The organism is Amycolatopsis silviterrae (genome assembly GCF_042684085.1).
GTDB classification, from domain to species: Bacteria; Actinomycetota; Actinomycetes; order Mycobacteriales; family Pseudonocardiaceae; genus Amycolatopsis; species Amycolatopsis silviterrae.
This window is the reverse complement of sequence record NZ_JBHUKS010000004.1, coordinates 297,143-323,279: the sequence shown is the minus strand read 5'-3', so window position 1 is coordinate 323,279 and position 26,137 is coordinate 297,143. Positions and strand designations below refer to the sequence as shown.

Genomic DNA, 26,137 nt, shown 5'->3' with positions numbered 1-26,137 from the left:
CAACGCACCCAATGTGGCGTTCGGTGCATCTCACGCACCCAATGCCACATTGGGGCGCTTTGAAGGTGACCCAGGAGTTATCGAGTTACGTGTTAACTCGGCTCGGGATATCTGGTAAGAACGACATGTGAGTCGAGACACGCCAGGACGGCCGAAGACGCGCCCGTCCGATGCCGCGGTGGAGCAGCGGCGGCACGAGATCCTCGATTACGTCATTGACCAGGGCGAAGTCCGGATCGACGACCTCACCGCCCGGTTCGGCGTCAGCCTTATGACGATGCACCGCGACCTCGACGACCTCGCCGACAAGCGGCTGCTGCGGAAGCTGCGCGGGAAGGTCGAGGCCTATCCGGCGCTCACCATGGAGACCGCGAGCCGGTTCACGCTGCACTCGGTCGAGAAGGAAGCGCTCGCCGATCTCGCGATTCAGCAGGTCGAGCCAGGCCAGACGGTGTTCGTGGACGACTCCACCACGCTGTTTCCGCTGGTCGAGCGGCTGGCCCAGCTCGAACGCCTCACCGTCATCACCAACTCGCTGCAGGCAGCGCGGCTGCTGGGCAGCGGGGTCGAGGTCGTGCTCGCCGGCGGCCATTACGACCCCGAATACGACTCCTGCTCCGGTCCCGACGTGCTCGCGCTGCTCGAACGCATTCGTGTGGACATCGCGTTCGTTTCGGTGAGCGCGGTCGCGGTGGGCAGGCTGTTCCACCCGGTCCGCGACTACGCCGAGCTGAAGAAGGCCGTGCTGCGCGCCGCGAACCGCAATGTGCTCGTGCTCGACCACTCGAAGTTCGGCCGCACCGCGACGTACGCGCACGGCACCGTCGGCGATTACGACCTCCTGATCACCAGCGAAGCCACTCCGACTGAGGAGATCGAGGCGGCGCTGAACGAGGGAACGGCGGTCGAGGCCGCGGAGTACGTCGAGGAGGGGCAGCCCTATGACAGCTGAGCTGGTGGCCGGGGTCGATTCGTCGACCCAGTCGACCAAGGTCGTGGTCTGCGACGCGCGCACGGGCGAGATCGTGCGCACCGGCCGGGCACCGCACCCGGACGGCACGGAGGTCGACCCCGCAGCGTGGGCGCAAGCGTTTGCGGACGCCACTCGCGACGTCCTCAACGGGGTCAAGGCCATCGGCGTCGGCGGTCAGCAGCACGGCATGGTCACCGTCGACGAGGCAGGCGAGGTGGTCCGGCCCGCGTTGCTGTGGAACGACACCCGCTCCGCGCAGGCGGCCAAGGACCTGACCGACGAACTGGGCGGACCTGGCGTGTGGGCGAAGTCGGTCGGGCTGGTGCCGGTCGCCAGCTTCACCGTCACGAAGCTCCGCTGGCTCGCCGAGCACGAGCCGGAGAACGCCGACCGTGTTGCCCGTGTCCTGCTGCCGCACGACTGGCTCACCTGGCGGCTGCTCGGCCGTCCGGAAACCGCGGTGACCGACCGTGGCGACGCCTCCGGCACCGGCTACTTCTCGCCGACGGACAACGCTTATCGCCCCGACGTCCTCGCGCACGCGTTCGGCGGCCGCACCCCGGACCTGCCGACGGTCCTCGGCCCGTCCGACGTCGCCGGGCACACCAGCGACGGCATGCTCGTGTCCGCGGGCACCGGCGACAACATGGCCGCCGCGCTCGCGCTCGAACTGGCCCCGGGCGACGCGGTGATCTCGATCGGCACCAGCGGCACGGTTTTCGGGGTCACCGAGACCGGCGCGGCCGACGCGAGCGGCCTGGTCGCCGGATTCGCCGACGCCACCGGCCGGTTTCTCCCGCTGACCGCCGCCCTCAACGCGGCCCGCGTGCTCACCGCGGGCGCGGCGATGCTCGGCGTCGACCTGGCCGAATTCGACCGGCTCGCGCTGTCCGCCGAACCGGGCGCGGGCGGGCTCACGCTGCTGCCGTACCTCGACGGCGAGCGCACCCCGAACCTGCCCGGCGCGACCGGTTCGCTGCATGGTCTGACCAGGGCGAACATGACGCCGGAGAACGTCGCGCGGGCGACCGTCGAGGGCATGGTGTGCGGGTTGGCCGCCGGGCTCGACGCGGTGCGCGCGCAGGGCATGGCCGTGAAGCGCGTGCTGCTCATCGGCGGTGGCGCGCAGTCCGCCGCGGTGCGGGCGATCGCGCCGATCGTGCTCGGCCTGCCCGTGGTGATTCCCGAGGTCGGCGAGTACGTCGCGCTGGGGGCAGCCCGGCAGGCTGCCTGGGCGCTCGCGGGCACCGCCGAGCCGCCGGTGTGGCACGGAACCGAAAACCGGCTCGAACTGGACGAGCCGACCGGGGCGCCGCGCGCCGCGGGCCTGGAGATCCAGCAACGCCACCTCGAGGCGCGCGAGGCCGCGCACGGGGTTTCCGCGAAATTGGGAGAGGACTGACCGATGGCCAGCATCACCTACGACAAGGCGACCCGGCGCTACTCCGGGACCGAGCGTCCCGCGGTCGACGCGCTGGAACTGGAGATCGCCGACGGCGAGTTCCTGGTGCTGGTCGGGCCGTCGGGCTCGGGCAAGTCCACCGCGCTGCGGATGCTCGCGGGCCTGGAGGACATCGACGAGGGCGCGGTCTGGATCGGCGACCGCGACGTCACGCAGCTGCCGCCGCGTTCGCGCGACATCGCCATGGTGTTCCAGAACTACGCGCTGTACCCGCACATGACGGTCGCGCAGAACATGGGCTTCGCGCTGAAGATCGCCGGTCGGCCCGCGTCGGAGATCAAGCAGAAGGTGCTCGACGCGGCGAAGCTGCTGGACATCGAGCAGTACCTGGACCGCAAGCCGAAGGCGCTTTCCGGCGGTCAGCGGCAGCGCGTCGCGATGGGCCGCGCGATCGTGCGTGAGCCGCAGGTCTTCCTGATGGACGAGCCGCTGTCGAACCTCGACGCGAAGCTGCGCGTCTCGACCCGTACGCAGATCGCCGCGCTGCAGCGCCGGCTCGGCGTCACCACCGTGTACGTGACCCACGACCAGGTCGAGGCCATGACGATGGGTGACCGCGTCGCGGTGCTGTCGGACGGTCTGCTGCAGCAGTGCGACACCCCGCGCGCGCTGTACGACCGGCCCGCAAACGTTTTCGTCGCGGGCTTCATCGGCTCGCCGGCGATGAACCTGGTCGCCGCGAAGCTCACCGCGGACGGTGCCGAGGTCGGCGGCGTGCAGGTGCCGCTCAAGCCCGAGGTCCGGTCCGCGGCCGACGGCGACACGGTCACCATCGGCTTCCGCCCGGAGTCGCTGGAGGTCACCACCGACACCGACGGCGCGCTGCCGATCAAGGTCGAGCTGGTCGAGGAGCTGGGCTCGGACGCGTACGTCTACGGCAAGCTCGGCACCAGCGTCGAGGAGACCGCCGAGGGGTCGTCACGCAACGTGGTCGCGCGCGTCGACCCGCGGACGCCGCCGGGCATGGGCGACACCCTGCACCTGCGGATCCGCCCGGACGAGCTGCACGTGTTCTCCGGCACGTCCGGCCTGCGTCTCTCTTGAGCCGATACTGCGCCGACTATTGCCAATCCGACCACAGCCACGGCCGAATGGCTTCGTAGCAGCGGTTACGTGCCGCTGTGGGGTCGGCCTACTTTTGGCCGGATTGGCAACGTGGGAAACTGGCAGTCGTTATGACTGCCAGTTCTCCGCACGCCGAGACCGTGGTCGATCTCGGCGCAGTGCGCCACAACGTTTCCTTGCTGGCCGCCCGGGCACCCGGCGCGGCTGTGATGTGCGTGGTCAAAGGCGACGCGTACGGCCACGGCGCGGTGCCTGTCGGCCGCGCCGCGGTCGAGGCCGGGGCGACCTGGCTCGGCACCTGCTCGCTGCAGGAGGCTCTCGACCTGCGGGCCGCGGGCCTGTCCGGACGGCTCTTCAGCTGGCTGGACGTGCCGGAGCTGGATTTCGTCCCCGGCATCGAGGCGGACATCGACCTCGGCGTCAGCTCCCTCGGCGAGCTGACCCGGGTCGCTGCCGCGGCGGAACGCACCGGGAAGCACGCCCGCGTGCACCTCAAGATCGACACCGGGCTGGCGCGCAACGGCTGCCCGCCGTCGGCCTGGCCAGAGCTGGTCGAGGCGGCGGCCAAGGCACGCGGCGTCGAGGTGGTGGCCGTCTGGTCGCACCTGGCGTGCGCGGACGAGCTGGGGCACGCGTCGATCGACGCCCAGGCGAAGCTGTTCGACGAGGCGTACGACGCGGCCCGCGCCGCCGGTCTCGACCCGATCCGGCACCTGGCCAACTCCGCGGCCACGCTCACCCGGCCCGACCTGCACTTCGACCTGGTCCGCCCGGGCATCGCGATGTACGGCCTCAACCCGGTCCCCACCGACGACGACCTGCGTCCGGCGATGACGTTCCGCTCCAGCGTGGTCCTCACGAAGCCGCTGGCCGCCGGGGAGTCCGTCTCCTACGGGCACACCTGGACCGCGCAGGAGGACACCACGCTCGCGCTCGTGCCCGCCGGATACGCCGACGGGGTGCCGCGCACGCTGTCCGGCCGGATGGATGTCTGGCTCGGCGGGCGGCGGCGTCCGGTGGTCGGGCGGATCTGCATGGACCAGCTCGTGGTCAACGTCGGCAACGAGGACGTGCCCCGGGTAGGCGACGAGGTCGTGCTGTTCGGCTCGGGCCGGTCCGGCGAGCCGACCGCGCGCGAGTGGGCGGACAAGCTCGGCACCATCGACTACGAGATCGTCACCTCGATGTACCGGCCGCGCGTACGCCGTCGGTACGTGGGGGAGCGGGCGTGACTCCCTCCGCACGGCTGTGGGCGATCGTCGGCGGAGTCGGAGCAGTGGTCACGGGCGCGGCAGCGGCAGTTGTCGCGTCGCAGCAACGCAAACCGACCGAGGACCCGTTCGTCGACGAGCCGCTGGGCGAGCTGAAGCCGGACCGGACGTCCACTGTCGCGGCTGAAGACGGTACGCCGCTGTCGGTCGAGGAGATCGACCCTGAGGACGGCGAAGCGCCCGAGCTGACTCTCGTCGGAGTACACGGCTTCGCGCTTTCGCGGCGCTCCTGGCACTTCCAGCGTCGCGACGTCGCTTCGCTGCGGCTGCCGCGCGTACGGCAGGTCTACTACGACCATCGCGGCCACGGCCTGTCCGGAGTCGCGTCTACCGAGTCGTCAACGATCGAACAGCTCGCGCACGACCTCGACAGCGTGCTGCGCGCGATGGTGCCCGAGGGACCGATTGTCCTCATGGGACATTCCATGGGCGGCATGGTGATCATGGAGCTGGCCGCGCAACGGCCAGACCTCTTCGAGGACCGCGTGTGCGGCGTCGCCTTCATCGCGACCGCGGCGGGCGAAGTGGGCGCACACGGGTTGCCGAGGCCGTTGCTGTCCAAGTACAACCCGCTCACGCGCGGCGTCGGCGAGCTGGCTGGATGGCAACCCGGGTTGGTGGAGTTCGTGCGCGCGGCCGGCGGTCAGCTGACCCGGCAGGCGGTGCGCCGGCTTGCGTTCGGCAGCCGCGACGTCTCGCCGCGGCTGGTCGACTTCATGCTGGAAATGCTGGCTGTCACACCGGTACGCGGACTGATCAACTTCGTGGACACTCTCGGCAGCCACAATCGCTACGCTGTGCTGGCCGGGCTGAAGCACGCGCAGGTGCTGGTCATCGGCGGAGACTCGGACCGCTTCACGCCGTTCGCGCACGCCGAGCGGATCGCCGCCGAGCTGCCGGACGCCGAGCTGGTGCGCGTGCGCGGAGCCGGGCACATGGTGCAGCTCGAACAGCCCGAGCTGGTGAACAGCCATCTCATCGACCTGCTGCAGCGCTGTGGTGGCAGCGCCGCGCCGAACCGGCGAAACTGGTGGTGGACAAGGTGATTCTGGAAACCCCCGACGACACGATGGCCTTCGGGCGGACGCTCGGCGCGGCGCTGCGCGCGGGCGACCTGGTGCTGTTGGACGGTCCGCTCGGGGCCGGGAAGACGACGCTGACCCGCGGCATCGCGGACGGTCTCGGCGTCGGCGGCCGGGTCAGCTCGCCGACCTTCGTGCTCGCACGAGTGCACGCCGCGGGCGGGGCCGGGGTGCCGCTGATCCACGTGGACGCGTACCGCCTCGGCGGCGATCTGACGCAGCTGGACGACCTCGACCTGGACACTGACCTGGAGTCGTCCGCGGTGGTCGTCGAATGGGGCGAGGGCAGCGCAGAGCGGCTGTCGGAGGATCACCTGGTGGTCCGCCTGACCCGGCACGACGACGACACCCGGACCGTCGTGCTGGAGCCGCACGGCTCCTGGACCGACCGCGTGAACGAGCTGCAAGCGGCCTGAAAGCGCTGAAGGGCCCCTTGAACGAATCAAGGGGCCCTTCGCGGCTTCTAGACGGTTGCTAGCCGGCCTTGGCCGCCGCCTCCTCCGAAGTGGACAACGACGGAGCCGAGCCAGGCAACGGCTTCTTCGCGGTCTCCTTCAGCTTCACCAGCGTGATCACGCCGACCACGCCGGCGATCATCAGGTAATACCCAGGCCACTTGAGATCCCCGGTGGCCAGCACCAGCGCGCTCATCACCAGCGACACCGTCCCCGCGAACGCGGACACGAAGATGTTGAACGAGATCGACAGCCCGCCGTACCGGACCTCGGTCGGGAACAGCGCGGGCAGCGTGGACGGGCAGGTCGAGGAGAAGCAGATCAGCAGAAGTCCCATCAGGACGAGGCCGAGCAGCACCGAAATCAGCGAGCCGCTCTTGAGCAGCAGCACCATCGGAAGGCCGAGCACGATCAGCCCGCCCGCGCCGACCCACAGGATCGGCTTGCGGCCGTAGCGGTCGCTGAGCTTGCCGAGGAACGGGATCAGCAGCACGCCCAGCCACAGCACGCCGATCTGCAGCCATTCCGCCGCGGTGGCCGAGATGGCCTGCCCGCCGTTCGCGGACATCGTGCGGTCGTCCTTCAGGTAGGTCGGCATGTAGCTGGTGAGCATGTAGTTGGTGACGTTCCAGGTCACCACGAGCCCGCCGGCCAGCAGCATCGTCGGCCAGTACTTCGCGAAGATCGTGCGGACCACGTGCTTGGCCTCGGCGTCCTCGCGCTTGCCGGACTCGTCCAGCAGCTGCTGGAACGCCGGGGTCTCCTCGAGCTTCGTCCGCAGGTAGACCCCGACGATGCCGAGCGGAAGCGCCACCATGAACGGGATCCGCCAGCCCCAGGTGTCCATGAAGGCCGGAGTCGAAACCAGCGGCAGCACCGACGACACGGTCGCGCCGAGCGCGTAGCCGATGAAGGTGCCGAACTCCAGGAAGCTGCCGAAGTAGCCGCGGCGGCGGTCCGGGCTGTACTCGGCGATGAACGTCATCGCGCCCGCGTATTCGCCGCCGGTCGAGAAGCCCTGCAGGACCCGCGCGCAGACCAGCAGGATCGGCGCGGCCAGCCCGATCGACGAGTACGACGGGATCAGTCCGATGAGGAAGGTGCCGGTCGCCATCAGGATCACCGTCACCGCGAGCACCTTGGTCCGGCCGATCTTGTCGCCGAGCGGACCGAAGAACAGGCCGCCGAGCGGACGCACCAGGAACGCCACCGCGAAGGTCGCGAAGGTCGCGAGCTGGGCGAGCGCCGGATTGCCGGGCGGGAAGAACTGGGCCTCGATGGTCGTGGAGAGGTAGCCGTAGACCCCGAAATCGAACCACTCGGTGATGTTGCCGACCGCGGCCGCGCCGACCGCCCGGCGCATTGTCGCGTCGTCCGTGACCGTGGCGCCGCCCGACGGCCCCCTCCCGTCTGCTGCCTCTGTCACATCGCTCCTTTCGCGTTTTCCAGGACTCACTGCGCAGAGCCCCCGACATCACCTACCGCGATCGGACTGAAGCCTAACGTGATACGTCTCACTCCCGCACGGGGGTAGCGGAGGTAACGCGGAGCGGGGACGATGCGTTGTAGCAGGTAGATACCTGTTAAACCCCATCAACCCGCACGCGTCGGCCAGCGGATCATCCGGATTCGCCGACGGCTTTTTGACGCGCGCAACCCGTGAGGAGGAGCCGCAATGACGGCAGTATTCGTGGCCATCGCAAGCTGTGCAACCGCGGGAGTCGCTGTCGCGGCTACCCTCGCGTCCTACGCGCAGCGCAAGTGGCGGGTCCGGGCCGAGGCCTGACCGCTACTCCGGTTTGACAATCCCGGCTGCCAGGCCGAGGCCGACCAGATCCTGCGGGCGCAACCGCAGCTGGTCGGCCACGGCCGGCACGTCGGTCATCGGGCGCTTCAGGATCGCCGCCGCCGCTTCCGGTGAAGTGACCGAGAAGTAGGCGTCCGGGGCGATCCAGGTCGCGCCCGCGGCGGCGAACGCCAGCGCGCCACCGGAACCGCCTTCGCCGATCACGAGTGTCGTGACCGGCACGGCGGCGGTGGCGATCGCCTCGAACAACTCCGCGATCGCTGGTCCGACGCCGCCTTCTTCCGCTTCCGCGTCGTTTGCCGCGCCGGGAGTGTCCACAAGCGTCAACACGGGAATCCCTAGCCGGGACGCCAGCCGCACGAGCCGCGCCGCAGTGCGGAAGCCTGCGGGACGCGTCGCGGTGCCGCACTGTGCTGCGTACGCGATAGTGCGGCCTTCTCGCCAGCCGAAGCCGCATTGCACGCCTTCATCGACGTGACCGGCGCGGTCGCCTTGTACGTTCTCTCGCCAGTCGAAGTACGCGTCGAGGTACTCGGGGGCGCGGGCTCGCTTGGACGCCCGCGCCGTCCGTACAGCGTCCCAGCCGGTTTCAGGCAGCGCGGCGTCGCGACGGGCTGCGGGCGGGGGCGCGGGTTCTGTCGACGGCGAAGCCAGCAGCTGCAGCCAGCGCGCGAGTACGTCACCTAGCTCTTCTGTCGCAACGAGACGGTCGACCTGTCCCCACTCCAGCTTCGCCTCGACGCTGTACGCCTCAGCTGGCGAAGTGGCTGGCCGTACACGGGAACCCGCGAAGCCGACCTGTGCGTTCGGCAGTCCTAATACGACGTCGGAACCGGCACCGAGCGTTGCCCAGCCGCCGCCGGTCGACGGGTCGCGCAGGACGGAGATTTGCGGCACGCCTGCCGCGCGTGCGTCTGCCGAGGCGCGCGCGATGCGTTGGAGCTGAGAAAGCGCGCGCATGCCGTGCTGCATCCGGCTGCCGCCAGTCGCGACCAGCGACACCACGGGCAGCCCACGCTCTTTCGCGTGCGCGAAGGCAGCCTCGACACGATCGCCGGTCTGCTGTCCGATCGAACCGCCGAGGAACCCGAACTCCCAGGCGATCAGCACCGTGGGCACGTCGCCGATCCGCGCTTCCCCGACGATCACCGACTCGGTCTCGCCGGTGCGCGCCGCAGCCGCCGCCCGCGCCTCCAGATATCCCGGCCAGACGAGCGGATCGTCCGCCGGAGTGTCCGCCCGCGGCAGGTCGGTGAACCCAGCGGAGAGGCCGGTCAGCAGCTCGCGCGCGGTGGTGCTCATCCCAGCGCTCGCTTCATGACTTTGCCCATGTCGTTGCGCGGCAACGCATCCAGGTACCGCACGACGCGCGGCCGCTTGTGCGGAGCGAGCAGCTTGGACACGTGGTCGGCGAGTTCCTCGACCGTCGGGCGCGCGCCGTCCGGGACGACCCAGGCGACGATCCGCTCGCCGAGGTCGTCGTCCGGTTCGCCGGTCACCGCCACCTCGGCGACGTTCGGGTGCTCCAGCAGTGCGTTCTCGATCTCGCCGGCACCGATCTTGTAGCCGCCGCTCTTGATCAGGTCGGTGGCCTTGCGGCCGACGATCCGGACGTAGCCGTCGGGGTCGCGGGTGGCCATGTCGCCGGTGCGGAACCAGCCGCCGTCGAGCGCGGCGGCCGTCGCGTCCGGCCGGTTGAGGTACTCGGTGAACAGATTCGGCCCGCGGACCTGGATCTCGCCGACCGCTTCCGGGTCGCTGACTTCGGCCCCGGCCTCGTCGACCAGCCGCAGCTCAACCCCGCCGAGCGGAACTCCGACCGAGCCTGGCTTGCGCTCGCCGTCAGCGCGGACGCTGGTGTTCATCAGCGTCTCCGTCATGCCGTAGCGCTCGACGACCTGCTGCCCGGTCGCGGCGGTGATCCGCTGGTGGTCGTGCACCGGCAGCGCGGCCGAGCCGGACACCAGCAGCCGCGCGGTCTTGAGCGCGGTGGCGAGGGCTTCGTCGGTCGCGACCGCTTCGGCGATCCGGTGGTACATCGTCGGAACGCCGAAGAGCATCGTCGCGCCGTTCGCGAGCTCCTCGGTGACGCCTTCGAGGGAGAACCGGCCAAGGTGGCGCACCGTTCCGCCGCGCCGCAACGGACCGAGGATGCCGAGGATCAGGCCGTGCACGTGGAACAGCGGCAGCCCGTGGACGAGCACGTCGTCAGCCGTCCATTGCCAGGCGTCCTCAAGCGCGTCGAGCGTGCTCGAGATCGCGCGGCGGGGCAGCACGACGCCCTTGGGCGGGCCGGTCGTGCCGGAGGTGTAGACGACAAACGCGGGGGCTTCAGCGTCCGGCTCGCTGGCTGGCGGCGTCCCTTCGCCCGTCAGCGGAATGTCGCGACGCGGCAGATCAAGCGCGGCCGGCAGCTCGATGCCCGGTTCGGCGAGCACCAGCGCGGGCTCGCTGTCAGCGAGGATGTGCCCGAGTTCGCGTTCGCCGATCTTGGGGTTGAGCGGCACCACCGGAACCCCGGCGAGCAGCGCGGCGACCACCGCGACGCTGGTGTGCAGCGTCGGCGTCGCCCACACCGCGACCCGGCCCGTGGGCAGCTCGGCGGCCAGCGCCCCGGCGACCGCGCCGAGTTCCGCGTAGGTGAGTTTTTGGTCGCCGAAACGCAGCGCTTCCTTGCCGGATCCGGCGGAGACTGCGGGAAACAGCGGATCGGGCACTTCGCGGACCTCCTGCGTCGCCGGCACCTGGAACCGCACCGTACCGCCTCGTGGTGGCCGACACCTGCGACGCGATTCACAGCTCCCGATTGTCAGGGGTACCCAGGTTCAGGCGAGATTATCGAGCAGCGCGCGCACCCGCTCGACCATCGTTTCGTAGCGGGCGGGCGCGACGTTCACCCACCGCTCGCCGCCGTCGGTCTCGGAGAACGAGAACAGGTAGCGCCCGTGCTCGGTGTCGTAATACGTGCAGATGTCGCGCCCGCTGATCCGCCGCCCGCCAAGCCCGTCGCGGACGCCCGCGGTGATCTGGCCGCCCCCGACACGAGGCAACGCCGCGACATCCAGCAGATGCCGAACGTCCTGCCGCGCCGGCCCGCCGTCGATCGCCAGGTTCAACGCCGACTCCGGCACCGACACCGCCTGCCCCTCCGCCGGCCGGACTCGCGGCAGCTCGCGGATCAAGTCCTCAGCCAGCGCCTCGGGCCGGGCCGGCCGCAACACGACCGTGCTGGTGGACGGCATGTGGCACGCGAGCACCGCGTCCTTGCCCAGCGCCGCGACAACCAGCCGATAACGCCGATCCCGCCCGCTTTCGACGGTCGCCGACAGTTCGCTGGCCCCACGACAGAGCACGGTCATGGTCCGGACGAAGGTCTCGTCCAGTCCGCCGCGCCCCCAGACGCCTTGGTCGGCCATCGCGCTGACCGCCGCTTCGCGGTAAGCACGGGTCTCCTCGGGGTCGCGCCACAGCGGCTCGGGCGCGAGCGCCGTCGGGAGCGAAACCCCCGCCAGATCCGCCGCGAGGGGCAGGCAGTCGGCAGGGAGCACCACCTCACGGGCGAGCACGAGCATCGTCAGAGGCCGATCACCGGCGGAACCGCCTTGGGCAAGTCACCGATGAGCGCGGCGTCCGGGTCCTGCTCGACGAGGTAGTCGGCGGTCTCGTGGACGAGGTCCTCCTCGCCTTCGCCCTTCTGCCCGCGCCCCATCGCGCCCGCACCCATGCCCGACGCCCCCGCACGCCCATTGGCCGCGGCGGCTGCCCCTCGCGCGGCTTCGCTGTTGCCGAACGTCCCGGTGCCGGTCCCTCGGCCTGCGTTATTGCCCGGGTTGCCTGCGTTGCTTCCGCCGTTGCCACCCGCGCTGCCGCCTCGGCCGCCGCCCAGGTCGCCTTGGAACCCAGGCCCGTAGAGATTGCTGCTGCCGCCGCCGTTGGGGCTACTGGTGTTAGGCGACCAGGTGCTGGGGTTGCCGGGGTGGTAGGGGTTGTTGGTGCCGGTCAGGTCCGGCGGAACGTAGCTGGACGTCCGAGTGTCATCCGGCACCGTCGTGTGCGGCGGGACATGCCGATCGGGCGTCTCAGGCGGGTTGCCGGTCGGCGGGTTGCCCGGGCCCCACGGGTGGGTATCCGAAGGAGGCGTAACCCCCGGCGGCCCAGTGAGATCGTTGGTGTGGTCGCGGTGGCTGGTGTTGCTGCCGGTGCTGTTGTCGCCGGTGTTGCCGGTGTAGCCGCCTTCGGAGTAGGTGCTGCCGGTGCCGCCCGGCCCGCCCGGGGTGTAGTGGGTGGGCAGGTGCGCGGTGCCGGTGCCGCCGGGCTGGGTGATGGTGAAGTCCCCACCGGCGGAGGGCATGGCTAGCTGACCGTATTGCGAGGGATTCGCCCAGTGCGCGGAGTTCTCCGTCGATTCCCCGTGGTACGACTGGTAACTGTTGACGACTTCTTGTGCCTTTTTGTTCCAGGCGTCGATTTCGTCGGCCCGGTTGGACAGGAAAGACAATGGGGTGTCGCTGACCCAGTCGTCCGCGGGCTTGTTCCCGAGATCGCCGACCGCAGAGATCTTGTTGCGCAGTCCGTCGAAGGAACCGCCCTGGCCGGAGTAGAGCGCCTGGGCCTGCGCGAGGTGCTGACCACTGGTCTGCGACGCCTGGACCAGCGGACCAGCCCCGACGTAAGCCCGCCCGGCGGCGTCGCCCTTCCAGTATTCGTCCATCGCGCCCTGAAGCTGCCGCATTTCGTTGGCGATGTCCTCGTGCTGCTTGGAGAGCGCGGCCGACTGGTCGGAACCGTGGAACATGCCGCGGGAACCCTTGCCCGAGTTGACCAGGTGAACGATTTCCTGCGGGGAGAGGTTAGCCATCAAGCACCGTCCTTGATCGTCGTGATGGCGGCCGCGGCCGTTTTGACTGCCAGCGAGCACGGATCCTGATAGAGAGGCGATGGCGGCTGGAGCAGGATCGAACTGGTGAAGGCTTCGTCGTCGGCGATACCGACGATGGCCTGGCAGCCACCAATCTTCCGGCTGTCGGTCGTTCCGGACAGCACCGCCGGGTAACCATTGATGCCGGGGATCGCTTCAAAGTAGCCAGACTGGCTGTCCTGGTGTTGGTACGCGCTGGCCAAGCCACCCTGGCGCGGGAGAAGACCGAGTCCGATCCGGTTGCCGTCGGCGTCGTACCAGCTGCAGATGGGCGCGACGGCACCTGCGGCCTGGCGGTTGCGGACAGCGTTGATGAGTTCTGTGGCCTGGGCCTGGCTGAGCAGGGCGCAGGGGTTCTGCTCGTACTTAGTGGCGTCGAGCGGGTTGCTCACCTTAGGCACGCTGCGCGCGGTGCTCGTCGATGCCGAAGACGACTCCAGCGTCGCCTGGGCCGGCGTTTCGGGAGCGGACGAACAGGCCGCCATAGCAAGTAACAGGAAGCTGCCGGTCGTAGCGAGCGCGACGGGCTTCGCGGGTTCTGTTGCTCGGGGCAGACGGATGACGTCCAGCACGGTGCGGGTTGCCATCAAGCGCCTGCCTTGATCGTCGTGACAGCAGCTGCAGCTGTTTTCACCGCGAGCGAGCACGGGTCGTTGTAGAGGGGCGAGGTCGTCCGGAGCCTGACGGAACTGGTGAAGGTTTCGTCATCTTTGATTCCGACGGCGATTTGGCAGCCGCCGCGTTTCCGGTCGTCAGTCGTGCCCGCGAAGACGGCGGGGTAGCCGTTGACGTCTGGGGCGACCTCGAAGTAACCGGATTCGCTGTCGCTGTTGGTGTAGGCACCGGCGAGGCCGCCCTGGCCGGGAAGCAGTCCGAGGCCGACGCTGTTGTTGTCGGCGTCGTACCAGGTGCAGAGGGGCGCGACGAGGCCTTGGCCTTGGCGGTTGCGGACAGCCTTGATGACTTCGGTTGCCTGGGTTTGGCTGAGCAGGGCGCAGGGGTTTTGCTCGTATTTGGTGGCGTCGAGGGGGTTGCTCACCTTGGGCACGCTGCGCGCGGTGCTCGTCGGTGCCGAAGACGACTCGGGTGTCGCTGGAACCGGGGTGCCTGGGGTCGATGAGCAGGCAGTGACGGCGAGCAGAACGAGGCCGCCAGCCGCGGCGAGAGCGATGGGCTTCACCGGTTCATCCTTGCTTGCGCAGGCTGTTGGTGTTGGCGTGGTCTTGTTTCTCGTACTTGGCTATGGCGTCTTTCAGCTTGTCCGCGTAGCCCTGTGCGTAGGTCTGTTGCTGCGAAAGGCTGGCCACATACGCGTCGGCATGGCCGTCAGCGGCCTTCTTTTGCATCGTGCTGGCCGGGTCGTCGGCGGGTTGGGTCACGACTTTCAGTTGGTCGCCGACTCGCACCATGTCGTTCAGCTTGTCCGCGATCTCCTGCCACTTCGGCTGCAGCGCCTTCATCGCGTCGATGTCCATGTTGAACCCGCCGCTCGCCGCCGCGGCGTTGACCTTGGCGTCCTCGGCCGCGCGCTGCTGGTAGACCCGCGTGCCGGTGGAGTTCATCGCTTCGCCGTACTGCTTGTCCTGGCGGTCGCGCGTTGCCTGCTCCTCCGGGTCGACGTAGCCCGCGCGCCCGTTCGCCGGCTGGCTGCTGCTGGACGACTCCCCATTGCCCACGATGACGCTCCCCCTCGGCTCCCGGCGGCTCTGTCTGCGACGGCCGACGTTCTGACTCAGCTTAATCGGTCGAGGTTCCGCGCGTGGACAAAATCCCCCAAGCCGGGCAGGTGTCATGGACCTGTCTTGAGGGTGGTCAGAGCCGCTGCGGCGGCCTTGATCGCCAACGTGCATGGATCACGGTTTCGAAAAGGATGACCGAACTGGTGAACGCCCAGGAAGCCGTTTCGCTGTCGCTCCAGGCACAGGCCGGGGCGACGTTGCCTGCGATCTGGCGGTTGCGGACAGCGTTGGAGACCTGAGCAGCCCGGGCCGCCGCACCACAGCCAGCACAGACACCTTCATCACGGAGAGTATTCCCACTCAACCCGCCGCCCGCTCCCCAGCCTTCCTCGGGCCAGAGCTATCCTGGGAAATCGTGCTGGTATTGGCGATCGACACGGCTACTCCGGCGGTGACTGCGGGCATCGTCGCCGTTGATGAGGCTGAAGTCGTCACTCGGGCGGATCGCGTGACCGTGGATCCTCGCGCGCACGGTGAACTCATCGCTCCGCATGCGCTTGCGGCCGCCGAGGACGCGGGCGTCACGTTGCGTGAACTCGACGCGATCGTGTGCGGTGTCGGGCCTGGGCCGTTTACCGGGCTGCGGGCGGGCATGGCTACGGCGGCTGCGTACGGGCACGCGCTCGGCATTCCGGTGTATCCGGTCTGCAGCCTCGACGCGATCGCTGCTGACGTGGTGCGTACGGAGAAGCCGTTTCTCGTCTTCACGGACGCGCGGCGTCGTGAGGTCTACTGGGCTGCGTACGACGCTTCGGGCGCGCGCCTTGACGGTCCCCACGTACAGCGGCCCGCGGACGTTGAGACGGAGATTCGCGTGGCGGCGGGCGACGGGGCGTTGCAGTACGCCGCGGCGGTGGGTGTGGTGCCGATTGAGCCGCGGTTTCCGTCGCCGGCTGGGTTGGTGCGCGTCGCGCGTACGGCGCTTCTTGAGCGCGCGGAGCCGGAGCCGTTGACGCCGCTGTACCTGCGTCGTCCGGACGCTGTCGAGCCCACGGCGCGTAAGAGGGTGACAGTGCGGTGAAGCTCGACCAGTTGCGCCGCGCTGACGTCGCGAGGTGTGCGGAGATCGAGAAGATCCTCTTTCCCGGCGACGATCCGTGGAGTGCGCGCGCGTTTCATTCCGAGCTTGACCAGGGGCATTACTACCTGGCCGCCCGGTCGGACGACGGAGAGACCCTGCTCGGCTACGCGGGGCTCGCGGTGGTTGGCCGACGCGGGGACTACGAGGCGAACGTGCACACGATCGGCGTGGTGCCGGAGGCACAGGGGCAGGGGATCGGCAAGGCGCTGCTGCGTGCGTTGCTGACGCGCGCGGACGAGTTGCGCGCGGCGGTTTTCCTCGAAGTGCGTACGGACAACGACCCCGCCGTGACGCTGTATGAGGCGCACGGATTTCAGAAACTTGGCATCCGGAAGCGTTATTACCAGCCTTCCGGTGCCGACGCGTTCACCATGGCCCGCCCCGCGCAGGCCCCGGCACGAGACGAGGTGGCCGGCTGATGGCGCGCGTCATCATGGGCATCGAAAGCTCCTGCGACGAGACCGGAGTCGGCCTCGTCCGGCTGCACGACGACGGCACGGTGGAACTCCTCGCCGACGAGGTCGCGTCCAGTGTGGACCAGCACGCTCGCTTCGGCGGGGTCGTGCCGGAGGTCGCGAGCCGCGCGCATCTGGAAGCGATGGTGCCGACGGCGGAGCGCGCGTTCGCGACGGCTGGGCTGAAGCTGTCCGATGTGGACGCGATCGCTGTGACGGCCGGGCCGGGGCTCGCCGGTGCGTTGCTGGTGGGGGTTTCGGCGGCGAAGGCGTATGCGACGGCGCTGGATGTGCCACTGTACGGCGTGAATCACCTTGCCGGGCACATCGCGGTGGACACCTTGCAGCACGGGCCGTTGCCGTCGCCGGTGCTGGCTTTGCTGGTTTCTGGCGGCCACACGCAACTGTTGCGAGTGGACGACATCGCGTCGAGCATCACCGAGCTTGGGTCCACTGTGGACGATGCGGCGGGCGAGGCGTACGACAAGGTCGCGCGCGTGCTCGACCTGCCGTATCCGGGCGGGCCGCCGATCGACAAGGCGGCCAAGCAGGGCGACCCGAAGGCGATCGCGTTCCCGCGCGGGATGACGGGGCCGCGTGACGCGAAGTTTGACTTTTCCTTCTCTGGCTTGAAAACGGCGGTTGCGCGTTGGGTGGAGAACGCCGAGCGTGCGGGCGATGCCGTGCCGGTGAACGACGTCGCGGCGTCCTTTCAGGAGGCGGTCGCGGACGTTCTCACCGCGAAGGCGATCCGTGCCGCGCGTGAGCAGGGGATCGGCACGTTGGTGATTTCCGGTGGTGTGGCAGCGAATTCGCGGCTTTCGGAGTTGGCGGCGGAGCGGTGCGCGGAGGCGGGTATCGAGCTGCGCGTGCCGCGGCCCCGGCTGTGCACGGACAACGGCGCGATGATCGCGGCGTTGGGGGCGCATGTGGTGGCGGCGGGTCGGACGGTGGCGCCGTTGGACTTCTCGGCGAATCCGGGGCTGCCGGTTAACGTGGTGTCGCTTTAGGGGGTCGTGAGTGGCAATGCCGGTTCTAACCGGGATTGCCACTCACGAGGGCCTCAGCGGCGGACGACAGCCCTAACAACGTCTCGATCGCCAGCACCGAACGAGCCGCGGCCGAACCGTTTCCGTATGGATTCGCTGACGCGGCAGCGCTGATCTCCCCGCGAAGAATGCGCGCGGCGGTGTCAGCGATCAACTGAGTGTCGGTGCCGACCAGCCAGGCGCACCCGGCTTCGACGGCCTCCGGGCGTTCCGTGGTGTCGCGCAGCACCAGCACCGGCGTGCCGAACGTCGGAGCTTCCTCTTGTATCCCACCGGAATCCGTCAGCACGAGCGTCGCCAACCGCAGCGCGCGCACGAGATCCGGGTACTCCAACGGCTCGGTCACCGTCACCCGCGCGACCCCGCCCAGCACCTCCTCGACCTGCTCCCGCACGGCCGGATTCGGATGCACCGGGAACAGCACCTGCACGCGCGCATGTGCATCGACGATCTGGCGCACGGCGGTCAGCGTGCGCGTCAACGGCTCGCCCCACGACTCGCGGCGATGAGACGTGACCAGCACCAGCTGCTCGCCCGCCTCGGCGATTCCCATCTCCAGCAACGCAAGCGCGGGATCGCGGGCAGGCAGATCGCGCGCGGCCACCGCCAGCACAGCGTCGACGACGGTGTTGCCAGTGCGCGTGACCCGCTCCGACGGCACGCCCTCAGCCTGCAACGCCGCACCCGCGGCTGCCGTCGGGACCAAGTGCAGCGCCGCGATCCGCGAGATCATCTGCCGCGTGCCCTCCTCGGGGAACGGCGACGCCAGATCGTGCGTGCGCAGCCCGGCTTCCAGGTGCACCACCGGAATTCCGAGCCAGAACGCGGCGAGCGCGCCGGCCAGTCCGGTGGTGGTGTCGCCTTGCACGACGACCGCGGACGGCTGGTACCGGCGCAGTGCGGCGTCGAGCGCGGGCAGCAGACCGGACACCAGTTCCGCCTGGGTGCCGGACACCCGCGGCGGCACGTCGAGCCACGCGTCGATGCCGACTCCGAACGGGGCCAGCGCCTGTTCGACCATGCCCTGGTGCTGACCGCTGTGCACGACGAGCGGCCGCAGCCCGGGGCGGGCGTCCAAGGCCAGCGCGAGCGGCGCGAGCTTCACCGCCTCCGGCCGGGTTCCGGCCAGCAGCATCACGTCCAACGTTTTCACCCTTTCGAGTGTCCCGGAAAACCGGGCTGCCGGCGGGATCACGCCGGCAGCCCGGATTCTTCAGCCGTCCAGGCGGGAAAACCGCCGATTCCGGCGGCGGACGGCGATCAGCGCGGCGATCCCGAGGAGCACCAGCGCGACCCCGAGCGCGAGCCACCAGCCGACGTCGGCGCCGGTGGCGGCGAGGGTGCCCACGCCGCCGCCCGCGACGCCGACCCCGGCGCCAGGCATCTTGTACATCGATCCATCACCTCACCGGGGTCAGGCAGCCGAACGACGCCGGGTGAAGCGGATCCCGACCGGCACCGCGATCGCGGCGAGCACGCCGAAGCCGACCCACATGCCAGCTCCCGAGGCGAGCGGCATCGGCGGCGCGGCCGGACCGCAGGTCGCCGACGACAGGATCACGTCGCCCGAGCCGAGCGCGCCCAGCGCGTCGCCGCCGAGCAGCTTCAGGTGCAGGGCGTTGACGGTGAGGCTGCCGTCCTTGTTCTTGATCTGCTCGTTCAGGATCAGCGTCGCCACGTGCAGCGGGCCGACCTGGACCTTGAGCTGGGTGTTCGCCGCCGGGCTGGCGTCGACCTTGCCGAGGCTGCCGAGGTTCGCGCCGGCCAGCGTGCTGCTGCCCTTGACGCCTTCCTGGGTCGCGGTGCAGACGGCCTCGACCGCCTTCACGCCGACGTCGCCGGCCGCGGCCTTGAGCAGCGGCAGCCCGACGTCGGCGACCGACGCCTTCGCCGTGACCGCGCCGGAGTTGTCGTCGCGCACGGCGGACGTCTTGATCACGCCGGTGGTCAGCACGCCGGGCACGTTCGCGGAGACCGCGGTGCTTTCCGTCGGGCCATTGGTGTTCGCGGCCGCGAGCGGGCCGACGTGCACCGCCGGCTGGCCGAGCAGCGTCACGTTGACGTCGACGCCGTAGGCCGACCCGTCGCCGGGAGCGGCGCTGGCCGGAGCGGCTCCGGCCAGGGCGATGCTCGCCACGACAGCGGCGAGCAGGCCGCCTCGTCGCACGAGGTGTCTCTTCACTGGTCCTCCGATTTTTCTCAGGGCGAGCCGCTGCACGGACGAATCCCGGTGAGCAAGAGTCGGCACGCGGATCGGTTATCGCCGGACGTTTCTGAAATGGCACAGCTTTTTCCGGCGATCACCGGATCGAGTGATACGAATTCGGCTTTTTCCCAGGTTGCGCGAAGTATCACTCGAACGGACTAGCAAGCTTGGGTAAGAATATGCCGAAAGCTGCTCGGGTATCCCCGGAAAGGGGTTGCCCGGCGAAGGACGGAAACCGGCACGGGCACGATCGGCGCCGGGGTACGTCTCGGTACCGCTGGGGTTCGGTGGAGAGGGTTGTCGTGACAGCAGTCAACGCGCCGGTGTCAGGCGCATCCCGGTTTCCGCAGCGTATGGCGGTGTTTGGGGTGCTCGCCGCAGGGGTGGTGCTGGTGCTCGTGGAACGCGGGTACCGGGAACTGGAAGTACAGCTGGCCGGTGCGATCCTCCGGATCATCACCTCTTCGGGGGTCTATGTGGCCGGAAACCGGGAATCGGTCTACTTCGGGTTGTCCGGCGATACTCCATTCGGGTTGCGGATGACTCCGGAATGCTCTTCGGTCTTTCTTCTGCTGCCGTTGCTATTAGTAACCGCCGCACTTCTGTGGTTCCGGCCACAGAATGCCCGCAGGCTCTTTTTGTCGCTGGGAATTGCCGCGATCGCGGTGGTTTTGGTTAATCAGTTACGAATTCTCACCATCGTCGGGCTGGTGCACGGGCTCGGCACCGACGAGGGCTACTACTGGGGCCACACCCTGCTCGGCTCGCTGGTCAGCGTCATCGGCGGCGCGGTCTCCCTGGTGCTCTTCGTCTGGCTGGCGACGCGGAAGACGAAGGCCGAGAAGCAGGCCGCGGCGTGAGCGGCTCCAGCCTGAAGATCCTGCTGTCGGTCACCCAGGCGTTCGCGCTCACCATGAGCGTCGCGTTCCTTGTGTACGTCGTGGTGATCGTGGTGCCGTACCTGCGCCGCAAGCCCGCTCCGGTCGGCGATCCAGCCGACTTCTCCTGGCACTTCTTCGTCCCCTGCCGCGACGAGGAGGTGGTGATCCGCGAGACCGTGAAGTACCTGCGCGGCACCTTCCGCCGCGCGCATGTGTGGGTAGTGGACGACGACTCCGACGACCGGACCGCCCGCGTCGTGCGCTCGGTGTGGCGGCGCAACGGCGGCTACGACGCGAACCTGCACCTCGTCGCCCGTCAGCGCCCGGAAGCGCGCACTGGCAAGGGAGACGCGCTCAACGCCGCCTACCGCGAGCTGGACGACTGGCTCGGCCCGGATGCGGACCGCGACCGGGTAGTGGTCGTGGTGGTCGACGCGGACGGCCGTCCCGCGCCCAACTGTCTCGAAGTGTGCGCGGCGGACCACCTGTTCGGCGATGAGACCGTTGGTGCCGTTCAGCTCGATGTGCGGATGAGCAACGCCCGCAGCCGTCCGCCGGGCCGCACGTGGCTCTCCCGCGCGTTCGGGCTCAAGCTCGCCCAGCTGCAGGATCTGGAGTTCCGTACCGCGATCGCGGCGATCCAGACGTCGCGCGGCTTCACCGGCACGATCTCCATGGGCGGCAACGGGCAGTTCACCCGGCTGTCCGCATTGGACTCGATCGCCGGTGAGGAGCTGGCTCCGTGGCGCGGTTCGCTGCTGGAGGATTTCGAACTCGGCGTGCACCTGCTCACCGCGGGCTGGCGCACCGGGTTCACGCCGGATTCCCATGTGGCGCAAGAAGGGCTGTACAGCCTCCGCCGGTTCCTGGTGCAGCGCACGCGCTGGGGCCAGGGGACCATGCAGTGCATGCGGTACCTGCGCCGGATCTGGGACTCGCCGCACGTGTCCACTTTGGGCGCCGCGGAGATGATGTACTACCTGGCGCAGCCGTGGATGCAGCTGCTCGGCTCGCTGCTGTATCCGGTGCCGTTCGTCCTGCTGCTCGTGACGACCGCGGGCGATCCCGGCCAGGTGTGGACGTGGTTCACCGGCGGGGCTTGGATCCTCTTCGCGATCTACGGTTCGTTCGGGCTGCTGCCGTTCGTCGTGTGGGGCCCGATCTACCAGATGAAATGCTTGCGCAGCAAGAACATCTTCCGCGGCATCGGCATGGGCCTGCTGTACGCGGCCTACATCTACACCTTCTACATCACGTCCTGGCGTGCGCTGTTCCGGCTGGTGCGCGGGCGCAACGGCTGGGCCAAGACCCGGCGCAACACCGAGGCGAGCACCGGCGTGAAGGTGGCCCTGGACTCGTGAGTGGCTACGCCGGTTCGAACCGGCATAGCCACTCACGAGGCTGAGGTCAGGACGCCGGTTCGAGATCGACGTCGTCGCGGCTGACGTACGCCACGCGGTGGCCGAGCTGGATTTCCACGTACTTCGCCTTGCCCTTCACGACCTTGTTCGTCGCGACGTCGAAGGACGCTGAGTAGTACTCCGAGCCGGTCAGCCCGCCGACCGAGTACTTCTGGCCTGCGCCGAGCTGGTAAGGCAACGGCTTCAGTTCTTGCACCGGAACGTCCTTCGGATAGGCCGCGGCCTCCGGGTACGCGCTTCCGTAGACCGGCACGGTCGCCTTGCCGTCCTTGGGCGTCGCGACGAATCCGTCGACCGGATACGCGGTTGGCGCGTCGTCGGGGTTCCGGAACCAGCCCTTCTGGCCGAGATACCAGATCGCGGTCCAGTCGTCCTTGGTGTCCGCGACGGCGTACTTCTGACCGGTGGCCGCTCGGCTGCCGATGTCCGAGACGTCCATAGTGGACGGATTAGGCCCGTGCATGCCCACATCGGACAGCAGCGGCGCGGACTCGCTCGGCTCGGTGTGCAGCACGACGGACCCCGAACCCCGCTCCGGACAAGGGTTTCCGGAGCCGATCTTGTCGCAGCCGGTGAACACCGGGCGGTTGGCGGAGACCTCCGGCGCGATCATCACCAGGCCGGAATCCGGTGCGCCGTCGTGGTCGAGCGGCGCGCCGAGCAGGTCGAAGTAGTGCGCCCAGTCCCAGTACGGGCCCGGATCCCAGTGCATGCTCTTGATCTTGTCCGCGTTCGGGCCGGGCACGTTGTCGTGGCCGAGGATGTGCGCGCGGTCCAGCGGAACGCCGAAGCGGTGGGCGAGGTAACGCACGAGCTTCGCGGACTGGCGGTACATCGCCTCGGTGAACCAGGTGCCCTGCGCGGCGAAGCCCTCGTGCTCGACACCGAGGGATTTCTCGTTCACGTACCAGTTCCCGGCGTGCCAGCCGACGTCCTTGGTCGGCACGTGCTGGGCGATCTTGCCGTCCGAGGAACGGACCGTGTAGTGCCACGCGGTCTGGCCCGGGGTCTGGGCCTGCTTCATCACCGAGTCCCAGCTGCCCTCGGTGTCGTGGATGACGATGTAGTCGATCTTCTGGTCGCGCGGGCGGTCGGCCTTGTCGTAGTTGCCGTAGCTGGTGCCGATCTTCTGGAACGGCGCGGGCACCGATTCGCAGGCCAACGACCTCGGGCACTCGGTGGCCGGCGGCTTCCCGGCGCGCAGGCCCAGGCGGTCGGCCTGCGCGCGGTCCGGGGTGATGCCGGACGTCGCGGCGAGCTTGACGGCTTGGCCGTCGTCGGTCGTACGTGCGACGCCGCTGTCGATGGTGTTGAAGACCTCGTCGGCGAAGGTGCGCGCGCCCGTGACGTCCTCGGAGCCGCTGTATCGCGCGACGGCTCCGTACCAGTCCTTCGCGCTGTCGCTCTTCACGCCTAGCTGTCGCTGGTACTCAGCGAGCAGCGCCGCGCCGCCTCGGATGTTCGCTTCGGCGTCCGTACGCAGCTTCGCGGCGTCGGTGTGCAGTAGCTCGGCCGCCTGGTCGATGGTCTGGCTGCCGGGCGGGGGAGTCGGCGGTTCAAGCGCCTTCAGCCGCAGCGTCGGGCGCGAGTCGTCGCCGCGGGGGTCTTCGTCGGGATTGTCGAACTCGCTGGTCCGCAGGCCGGTGGTGCGGACGTCGGTGAGGTGCATCGGGCCGTAGCCGGCGGCGGTGCTGGGCGCGCCGGAATGCGTGTCCCAGCGGGATTCCAGGTACGAAACGCCGAGCAGGACGTCGAGCGGCACGTTGAATTCGCTGGCGGCGTCGGCGAAGGCACGCTGGCGGGCTTCGTTGGCCGGCTGCGCGGAGGCGGGAACGGCGACCGAGATCGCGGCCAGTGCCAGCAGCCCGGCGGTGGCAGCGGCCAGGCGCCACGGGAGTGAGCGGGGCATAGGGACTCCAGGAGTGAGATGCCTGTCTGTGCGGATCCAACCAGGAGCCGGGGGATTTGGTGGGCTTTATCCACCGGATGCGGACCGATCGGGCACGCGGCGGTGCCCTGGGCGCCTGCCGCCCGGTGCCGGGCGTCCGCACGGGGCCTGGAACAAACTGGCCGGTCAGCGGCTTCCGCCTGCCGTTTCGCCCGGTGTGACGGACCCTCCTTGCGAAGCTGGCACTCACGTGGCTAGAGTGCTAAATGAACGGCCCGGACACGCCCCGGCACCCGCGACGGCGGGGGTGGTATGAGCCGTAACCAGTCATCATGCCGACGCTTTCGACGACCGTGGAGGTCAACCCGGTGAGCGTGAACATCAAGCCGCTCGAGGACAAGATCGTTGTCCAGACGAGCGAGGCCGAGGAGACGACCGCTTCCGGCCTCGTCATCCCCGACACCGCCAAGGAGAAGCCCCAGGAGGGCAAGGTTCTGGCCGTTGGCCCGGGCCGCATCGACGACAAGGGCAACCGCGTTCCGCTGGACGTGGCTGTCGGCGACGTCGTCATCTACTCCAAGTACGGCGGCACCGAGGTCAAGTACAACGGCGAGGACTACCTGATCCTCTCCGCCCGCGACGTGCTGGCCGTCATCAACTGACGCGTCACTCGCAGCGCAAGGACGCCCCGGGCCCCGCTCATGCCGGGGTGCGGGGCGTTTTGCGTCGCACGACAACCGAAAGGTAAGCGGAAAGCGTTATGCCCAAGCAGATCAGTTTCGACGAGGACGCTCGTCGCGCGCTCGAGCGCGGGGTGAACAAGCTCGCCGACGCGGTCAAGGTCACCCTCGGCCCGCGCGGTCGCCACGTCGTCCTCGACAAGAAGTTCGGCGGTCCGACGATCACCCTCGACGGCGTCACCGTCGCGCGCGAGGTGGAACTCGAGGACCCGTTCGAGAACCTCGGCGCGCAGCTCGCCAAGAGCGTCGCCACCAAGACCAACGACGTCGCGGGCGATGGCACCACCACCGCCACGGTGCTGGCCCAGTCGCTGGTGAAGCACGGCCTGCGCAACGTCGCCGCCGGAGCCAACCCGACCGCGGTCGGCAAGGGCATCGAGGCGGCCGCGGAGAAGGTCATCGAGGTCCTCAAGGCCAAGGCCACCCCGGTCAAGGGCCGCGACAACATCGCCCAGGTCGGCACCGTCACCTCGCGTGACGCGACGATCGGCGCGCTGCTCGGCGAGGCCGTCGAGCGCGTGGGCGAGGACGGCGTGATCACCATCGAGGAGTCGTCCACGCTGGCGACCGACCTCGTGATCACCGAGGGCGTCCAGTTCGACAAGGGCTTCCTGTCGGCGCACTTCGCGACCAACCCGGAGGACCAGAAGGCGACCCTCGAGGACGCCTACATCCTGCTGCACCGCGAGAAGATCTCGGCGCTGGCCGACCTGCTCCCGGTGCTGGAGAAGGTCGTCGAGGCGAAGAAGCCGCTGCTCATCATCGCCGAGGACGTCGACGGCGAGGCGCTGTCCACCCTCGTGGTGAACTCGCTGCGCAAGACGATCACCGCGGTCGCGGTCAAGGCCCCGTTCTTCGGCGACCGCCGCAAGGCGTTCCTGGACGACCTGGCCATCGTGACCGGTGCCGAGGTCATCTCCGCCGAGATCGGCCGCAAGCTGTCCGAGGTCGACCTCAGCTCGCTGGGCAAGGCCCGCCGGGTCGTCGTCACCAAGGACGACACGACGATCGTCGACGGCGCCGGCACCAAGGACGACATCGCCGGGCGGATCGCGCAGATCCGCAAGGAGATCGAGACCACCGACTCCGACTGGGACCGCGAAAAGCTGCAGGAGCGGCTCGCGAAGCTCGGCGGCGGCGTGGCCGTGATCAAGGTCGGCGCGGCCACCGAGACCGAGCTGAACGAGCGCAAGCACCGCATCGAGGACGCCGTGGCTTCGACCAAGGCGGCCGTCGAAGAGGGCATCCTGCCCGGCGGCGGTTCGGCGCTGGTGCACGCGGTCAAGGAGCTCGAGGGCGACCTCGGCCTGACCGGCGACGAGGCGACTGGTGTGCGCATCGTCCGCGACGCGCTCACCGCGCCGCTGCACTGGATCGCGACGAACGCGGGCCACGAGGGCGCGGTCATCGTGAACAAGGTCCAGGAGCAGAGCTGGGGCCAGGGCTTCAACGCGGCCACCGGCGAGCTGACCGACCTGATCGCGGGCGGCATCGTCGACCCGGTCAAGGTGACCCGCTCGGCCGTCGCGAACGCGGCGTCCATCGCCCGGCTGGTGCTCACCACGGAAAGCTCCGTGGTCGAGAAGCCGGTCGAGGAGGAGCCCGAGGCCGCAGGCCACGGACACTCGCACTGACGCGGTTCGC

25 protein-coding genes are annotated in these 26,137 nt (G+C 69.2%); 13 read left to right on the top strand and 12 right to left on the bottom strand.

Annotation, left to right across the window (positions count from 1 at the left end; translation table 11 throughout):
* Window positions 1-127 precede the first annotated feature (127 nt).
* The 6 genes from ACFSVL_RS05190 (at window position 128) to tsaE (ending at window position 6,269) form a co-directional block, all read left to right on the top strand.
* On the top strand, window positions 128-952 hold the full coding sequence (locus tag ACFSVL_RS05190; protein WP_378300964.1) for a DeoR/GlpR family DNA-binding transcription regulator: 825 nt from the start codon (window positions 128-130) through the stop codon (window positions 950-952).
* The gene (gene xylB / locus ACFSVL_RS05185) at window positions 942-2,375 is read left to right on the top strand and encodes a xylulokinase (protein ID WP_378300962.1); all 1,434 of its coding nucleotides are present in this window, start codon (window positions 942-944) and stop codon (window positions 2,373-2,375) included. The genes ACFSVL_RS05190 and xylB overlap by 11 nt, the downstream gene beginning before the upstream one ends.
* Window positions 2,376-2,378: 3 nt before the next feature.
* Entirely contained in the window at window positions 2,379-3,479 is a 1,101-nt protein-coding gene (locus ACFSVL_RS05180; protein WP_378300961.1) for an ABC transporter ATP-binding protein, read from the top strand.
* A gap of 131 nt (window positions 3,480-3,610) precedes the next feature.
* Window positions 3,611-4,732 (top strand): alanine racemase, encoded by a 1,122-nt coding sequence (gene alr / locus ACFSVL_RS05175; RefSeq protein WP_378300959.1) that lies wholly within the window; start codon window positions 3,611-3,613, stop codon window positions 4,730-4,732.
* The gene (locus ACFSVL_RS05170; RefSeq protein ID WP_378300957.1) at window positions 4,729-5,817 is read left to right on the top strand and encodes an alpha/beta fold hydrolase; all 1,089 of its coding nucleotides are present in this window, start codon (window positions 4,729-4,731) and stop codon (window positions 5,815-5,817) included. The genes alr and ACFSVL_RS05170 overlap by 4 nt, the downstream gene beginning before the upstream one ends.
* A complete protein-coding gene (gene tsaE, locus ACFSVL_RS05165; RefSeq protein WP_378300955.1) occupies window positions 5,814-6,269 on the top strand; it encodes a tRNA (adenosine(37)-N6)-threonylcarbamoyltransferase complex ATPase subunit type 1 TsaE in 456 nt (151 codons plus the stop codon). Before ACFSVL_RS05170 ends, tsaE begins: the two co-directional genes overlap by 4 nt.
* Window positions 6,270-6,327: 58 nt before the next feature.
* On the opposite strand, the gene ACFSVL_RS05160 is transcribed toward tsaE, so the two are convergent.
* The 8 genes from ACFSVL_RS05160 to ACFSVL_RS05125 form a co-directional block, all read right to left on the bottom strand.
* Window positions 6,328-7,734 (bottom strand): MFS transporter, encoded by a 1,407-nt coding sequence (locus tag ACFSVL_RS05160; protein WP_378300954.1) that lies wholly within the window; start codon window positions 7,732-7,734, stop codon window positions 6,328-6,330.
* 363 nt (window positions 7,735-8,097) lie between these two features.
* Window positions 8,098-9,417 carry a carboxyl transferase domain-containing protein gene (locus ACFSVL_RS05155; protein ID WP_378300952.1) on the bottom strand — a complete coding sequence of 440 codons (1,320 nt, stop codon included), beginning with the start codon at window positions 9,415-9,417 and terminating at the stop codon, window positions 8,098-8,100.
* A complete protein-coding gene (locus ACFSVL_RS05150) occupies window positions 9,414-10,832 on the bottom strand; it encodes an acyl-CoA synthetase (RefSeq protein WP_378301980.1) in 1,419 nt (472 codons plus the stop codon). The genes ACFSVL_RS05155 and ACFSVL_RS05150 overlap by 4 nt, the downstream gene beginning before the upstream one ends.
* Before the next feature lie 108 nt (window positions 10,833-10,940).
* Window positions 10,941-11,687: an ESX secretion-associated protein EspG gene (locus tag ACFSVL_RS05145; RefSeq protein ID WP_378300950.1), complete on the bottom strand. Its 747-nt coding sequence runs from the start codon at window positions 11,685-11,687 to the stop codon at window positions 10,941-10,943.
* Window positions 11,688-11,689: 2 nt separating this feature from the next.
* A complete protein-coding gene (locus tag ACFSVL_RS05140) occupies window positions 11,690-12,973 on the bottom strand; it encodes a hypothetical protein (RefSeq protein WP_378300948.1) in 1,284 nt (427 codons plus the stop codon).
* Window positions 12,973-13,620, bottom strand: a complete 648-nt coding sequence (locus tag ACFSVL_RS05135) for a DUF3558 domain-containing protein (RefSeq protein WP_378300946.1) — start codon at window positions 13,618-13,620, stop codon at window positions 12,973-12,975. The genes ACFSVL_RS05140 and ACFSVL_RS05135 overlap by 1 nt, the downstream gene beginning before the upstream one ends.
* Entirely contained in the window at window positions 13,620-14,213 is a 594-nt protein-coding gene (locus tag ACFSVL_RS05130) for a DUF3558 domain-containing protein (RefSeq protein ID WP_378300944.1), read from the bottom strand. The genes ACFSVL_RS05135 and ACFSVL_RS05130 overlap by 1 nt, the downstream gene beginning before the upstream one ends.
* Window positions 14,214-14,217: 4 nt before the next feature.
* Entirely contained in the window at window positions 14,218-14,709 is a 492-nt protein-coding gene (locus ACFSVL_RS05125; protein ID WP_378300942.1) for a hypothetical protein, read from the bottom strand.
* Between the two features lie 418 nt (window positions 14,710-15,127).
* Here ACFSVL_RS05125 and tsaB point away from each other — a divergent pair, with 418 nt between their 5' ends.
* From tsaB to tsaD, 3 genes are read left to right on the top strand one after another with little or no spacing between them, the layout of a single operon-like run.
* A complete protein-coding gene (gene tsaB / locus ACFSVL_RS05120; protein WP_378300940.1) occupies window positions 15,128-15,793 on the top strand; it encodes a tRNA (adenosine(37)-N6)-threonylcarbamoyltransferase complex dimerization subunit type 1 TsaB in 666 nt (221 codons plus the stop codon).
* Window positions 15,790-16,272, top strand: a complete 483-nt coding sequence (gene rimI, locus ACFSVL_RS05115) for a ribosomal protein S18-alanine N-acetyltransferase (protein WP_378300939.1) — start codon at window positions 15,790-15,792, stop codon at window positions 16,270-16,272. The genes tsaB and rimI overlap by 4 nt, the downstream gene beginning before the upstream one ends.
* On the top strand, window positions 16,272-17,318 hold the full coding sequence (tsaD, locus tag ACFSVL_RS05110) for a tRNA (adenosine(37)-N6)-threonylcarbamoyltransferase complex transferase subunit TsaD (protein ID WP_378300937.1): 1,047 nt from the start codon (window positions 16,272-16,274) through the stop codon (window positions 17,316-17,318). Before rimI ends, tsaD begins: the two co-directional genes overlap by 1 nt.
* A gap of 25 nt (window positions 17,319-17,343) precedes the next feature.
* On the opposite strand, the gene wecB is transcribed toward tsaD, so the two are convergent.
* From wecB to ACFSVL_RS05095, 3 genes are all read right to left on the bottom strand, one after another.
* Window positions 17,344-18,501 carry a non-hydrolyzing UDP-N-acetylglucosamine 2-epimerase gene (wecB, locus tag ACFSVL_RS05105; RefSeq protein ID WP_378301978.1) on the bottom strand — a complete coding sequence of 386 codons (1,158 nt, stop codon included), beginning with the start codon at window positions 18,499-18,501 and terminating at the stop codon, window positions 17,344-17,346.
* Window positions 18,502-18,570: 69 nt separating this feature from the next.
* Window positions 18,571-18,750 (bottom strand): LPXTG cell wall anchor domain-containing protein, encoded by a 180-nt coding sequence (locus tag ACFSVL_RS05100; protein ID WP_378300935.1) that lies wholly within the window; start codon window positions 18,748-18,750, stop codon window positions 18,571-18,573.
* Window positions 18,751-18,771: 21 nt separating this feature from the next.
* Window positions 18,772-19,524, bottom strand: a complete 753-nt coding sequence (locus ACFSVL_RS05095; protein WP_378300933.1) for a choice-of-anchor P family protein — start codon at window positions 19,522-19,524, stop codon at window positions 18,772-18,774.
* A 392-nt stretch (window positions 19,525-19,916) separates the two neighbouring features.
* On the opposite strand from ACFSVL_RS05095, the gene xrtP reads away from it, so the two are divergent.
* Together xrtP and ACFSVL_RS05085 are read left to right on the top strand one after the other, a co-directional pair.
* Window positions 19,917-20,423 carry an exosortase P gene (gene xrtP / locus ACFSVL_RS05090; RefSeq protein WP_378301976.1) on the top strand — a complete coding sequence of 169 codons (507 nt, stop codon included), beginning with the start codon at window positions 19,917-19,919 and terminating at the stop codon, window positions 20,421-20,423.
* Between the two features lie 53 nt (window positions 20,424-20,476).
* Window positions 20,477-21,805: a glycosyltransferase gene (locus ACFSVL_RS05085; protein ID WP_378301974.1), complete on the top strand. Its 1,329-nt coding sequence runs from the start codon at window positions 20,477-20,479 to the stop codon at window positions 21,803-21,805.
* A 46-nt stretch (window positions 21,806-21,851) separates the two neighbouring features.
* Here ACFSVL_RS05085 and ACFSVL_RS05080 read toward each other — a convergent pair whose 3' ends face one another.
* Entirely contained in the window at window positions 21,852-23,774 is a 1,923-nt protein-coding gene (locus ACFSVL_RS05080; protein ID WP_378300931.1) for an N-acetylmuramoyl-L-alanine amidase, read from the bottom strand.
* 347 nt (window positions 23,775-24,121) lie between these two features.
* On the opposite strand from ACFSVL_RS05080, the gene groES reads away from it, so the two are divergent.
* Together groES and groL are read left to right on the top strand one after the other, a co-directional pair.
* Window positions 24,122-24,415 carry a co-chaperone GroES gene (gene groES, locus ACFSVL_RS05075; RefSeq protein WP_009072407.1) on the top strand — a complete coding sequence of 98 codons (294 nt, stop codon included), beginning with the start codon at window positions 24,122-24,124 and terminating at the stop codon, window positions 24,413-24,415.
* Window positions 24,416-24,513: 98 nt separating this feature from the next.
* Window positions 24,514-26,127 (top strand): chaperonin GroEL, encoded by a 1,614-nt coding sequence (gene groL, locus ACFSVL_RS05070; RefSeq protein ID WP_378300930.1) that lies wholly within the window; start codon window positions 24,514-24,516, stop codon window positions 26,125-26,127.
* The last annotated feature ends 10 nt before the right edge of the window (window positions 26,128-26,137 follow it).

Bases quoted from the DNA above. Each gene is read 5' to 3' on its own strand.
- xylB (WP_378300962.1), top strand. From the start codon at position 942: ATGACAGCTGAGCTGGTGGCCGGGGTCGATTCGTCGACCCAGTCGACC.
- ACFSVL_RS05180 (WP_378300961.1), top strand. From the start codon at position 2,379: ATGGCCAGCATCACCTACGACAAGGCGACCCGGCGCTACTCCGGGACC.
- alr (WP_378300959.1), top strand. From the start codon at position 3,611: ATGACTGCCAGTTCTCCGCACGCCGAGACCGTGGTCGATCTCGGCGCA.
- ACFSVL_RS05155 (WP_378300952.1), bottom strand. From the start codon at position 9,417: ATGAGCACCACCGCGCGCGAGCTGCTGACCGGCCTCTCCGCTGGGTTC.
- ACFSVL_RS05145 (WP_378300950.1), bottom strand. From the start codon at position 11,687: ATGCTCGTGCTCGCCCGTGAGGTGGTGCTCCCTGCCGACTGCCTGCCC.
- ACFSVL_RS05140 (WP_378300948.1), bottom strand. From the start codon at position 12,973: ATGGCTAACCTCTCCCCGCAGGAAATCGTTCACCTGGTCAACTCGGGC.
- ACFSVL_RS05135 (WP_378300946.1), bottom strand. From the start codon at position 13,620: ATGGCAACCCGCACCGTGCTGGACGTCATCCGTCTGCCCCGAGCAACA.
- tsaD (WP_378300937.1), top strand. From the start codon at position 16,272: ATGGCGCGCGTCATCATGGGCATCGAAAGCTCCTGCGACGAGACCGGA.
- ACFSVL_RS05100 (WP_378300935.1), bottom strand. From the start codon at position 18,750: ATGTACAAGATGCCTGGCGCCGGGGTCGGCGTCGCGGGCGGCGGCGTG.
- xrtP (WP_378301976.1), top strand. From the start codon at position 19,917: ATGGCGGTGTTTGGGGTGCTCGCCGCAGGGGTGGTGCTGGTGCTCGTG.
- ACFSVL_RS05085 (WP_378301974.1), top strand. From the start codon at position 20,477: ATGAGCGTCGCGTTCCTTGTGTACGTCGTGGTGATCGTGGTGCCGTAC.
- ACFSVL_RS05080 (WP_378300931.1), bottom strand. From the start codon at position 23,774: ATGCCCCGCTCACTCCCGTGGCGCCTGGCCGCTGCCACCGCCGGGCTG.
- groL (WP_378300930.1), top strand. From the start codon at position 24,514: ATGCCCAAGCAGATCAGTTTCGACGAGGACGCTCGTCGCGCGCTCGAG.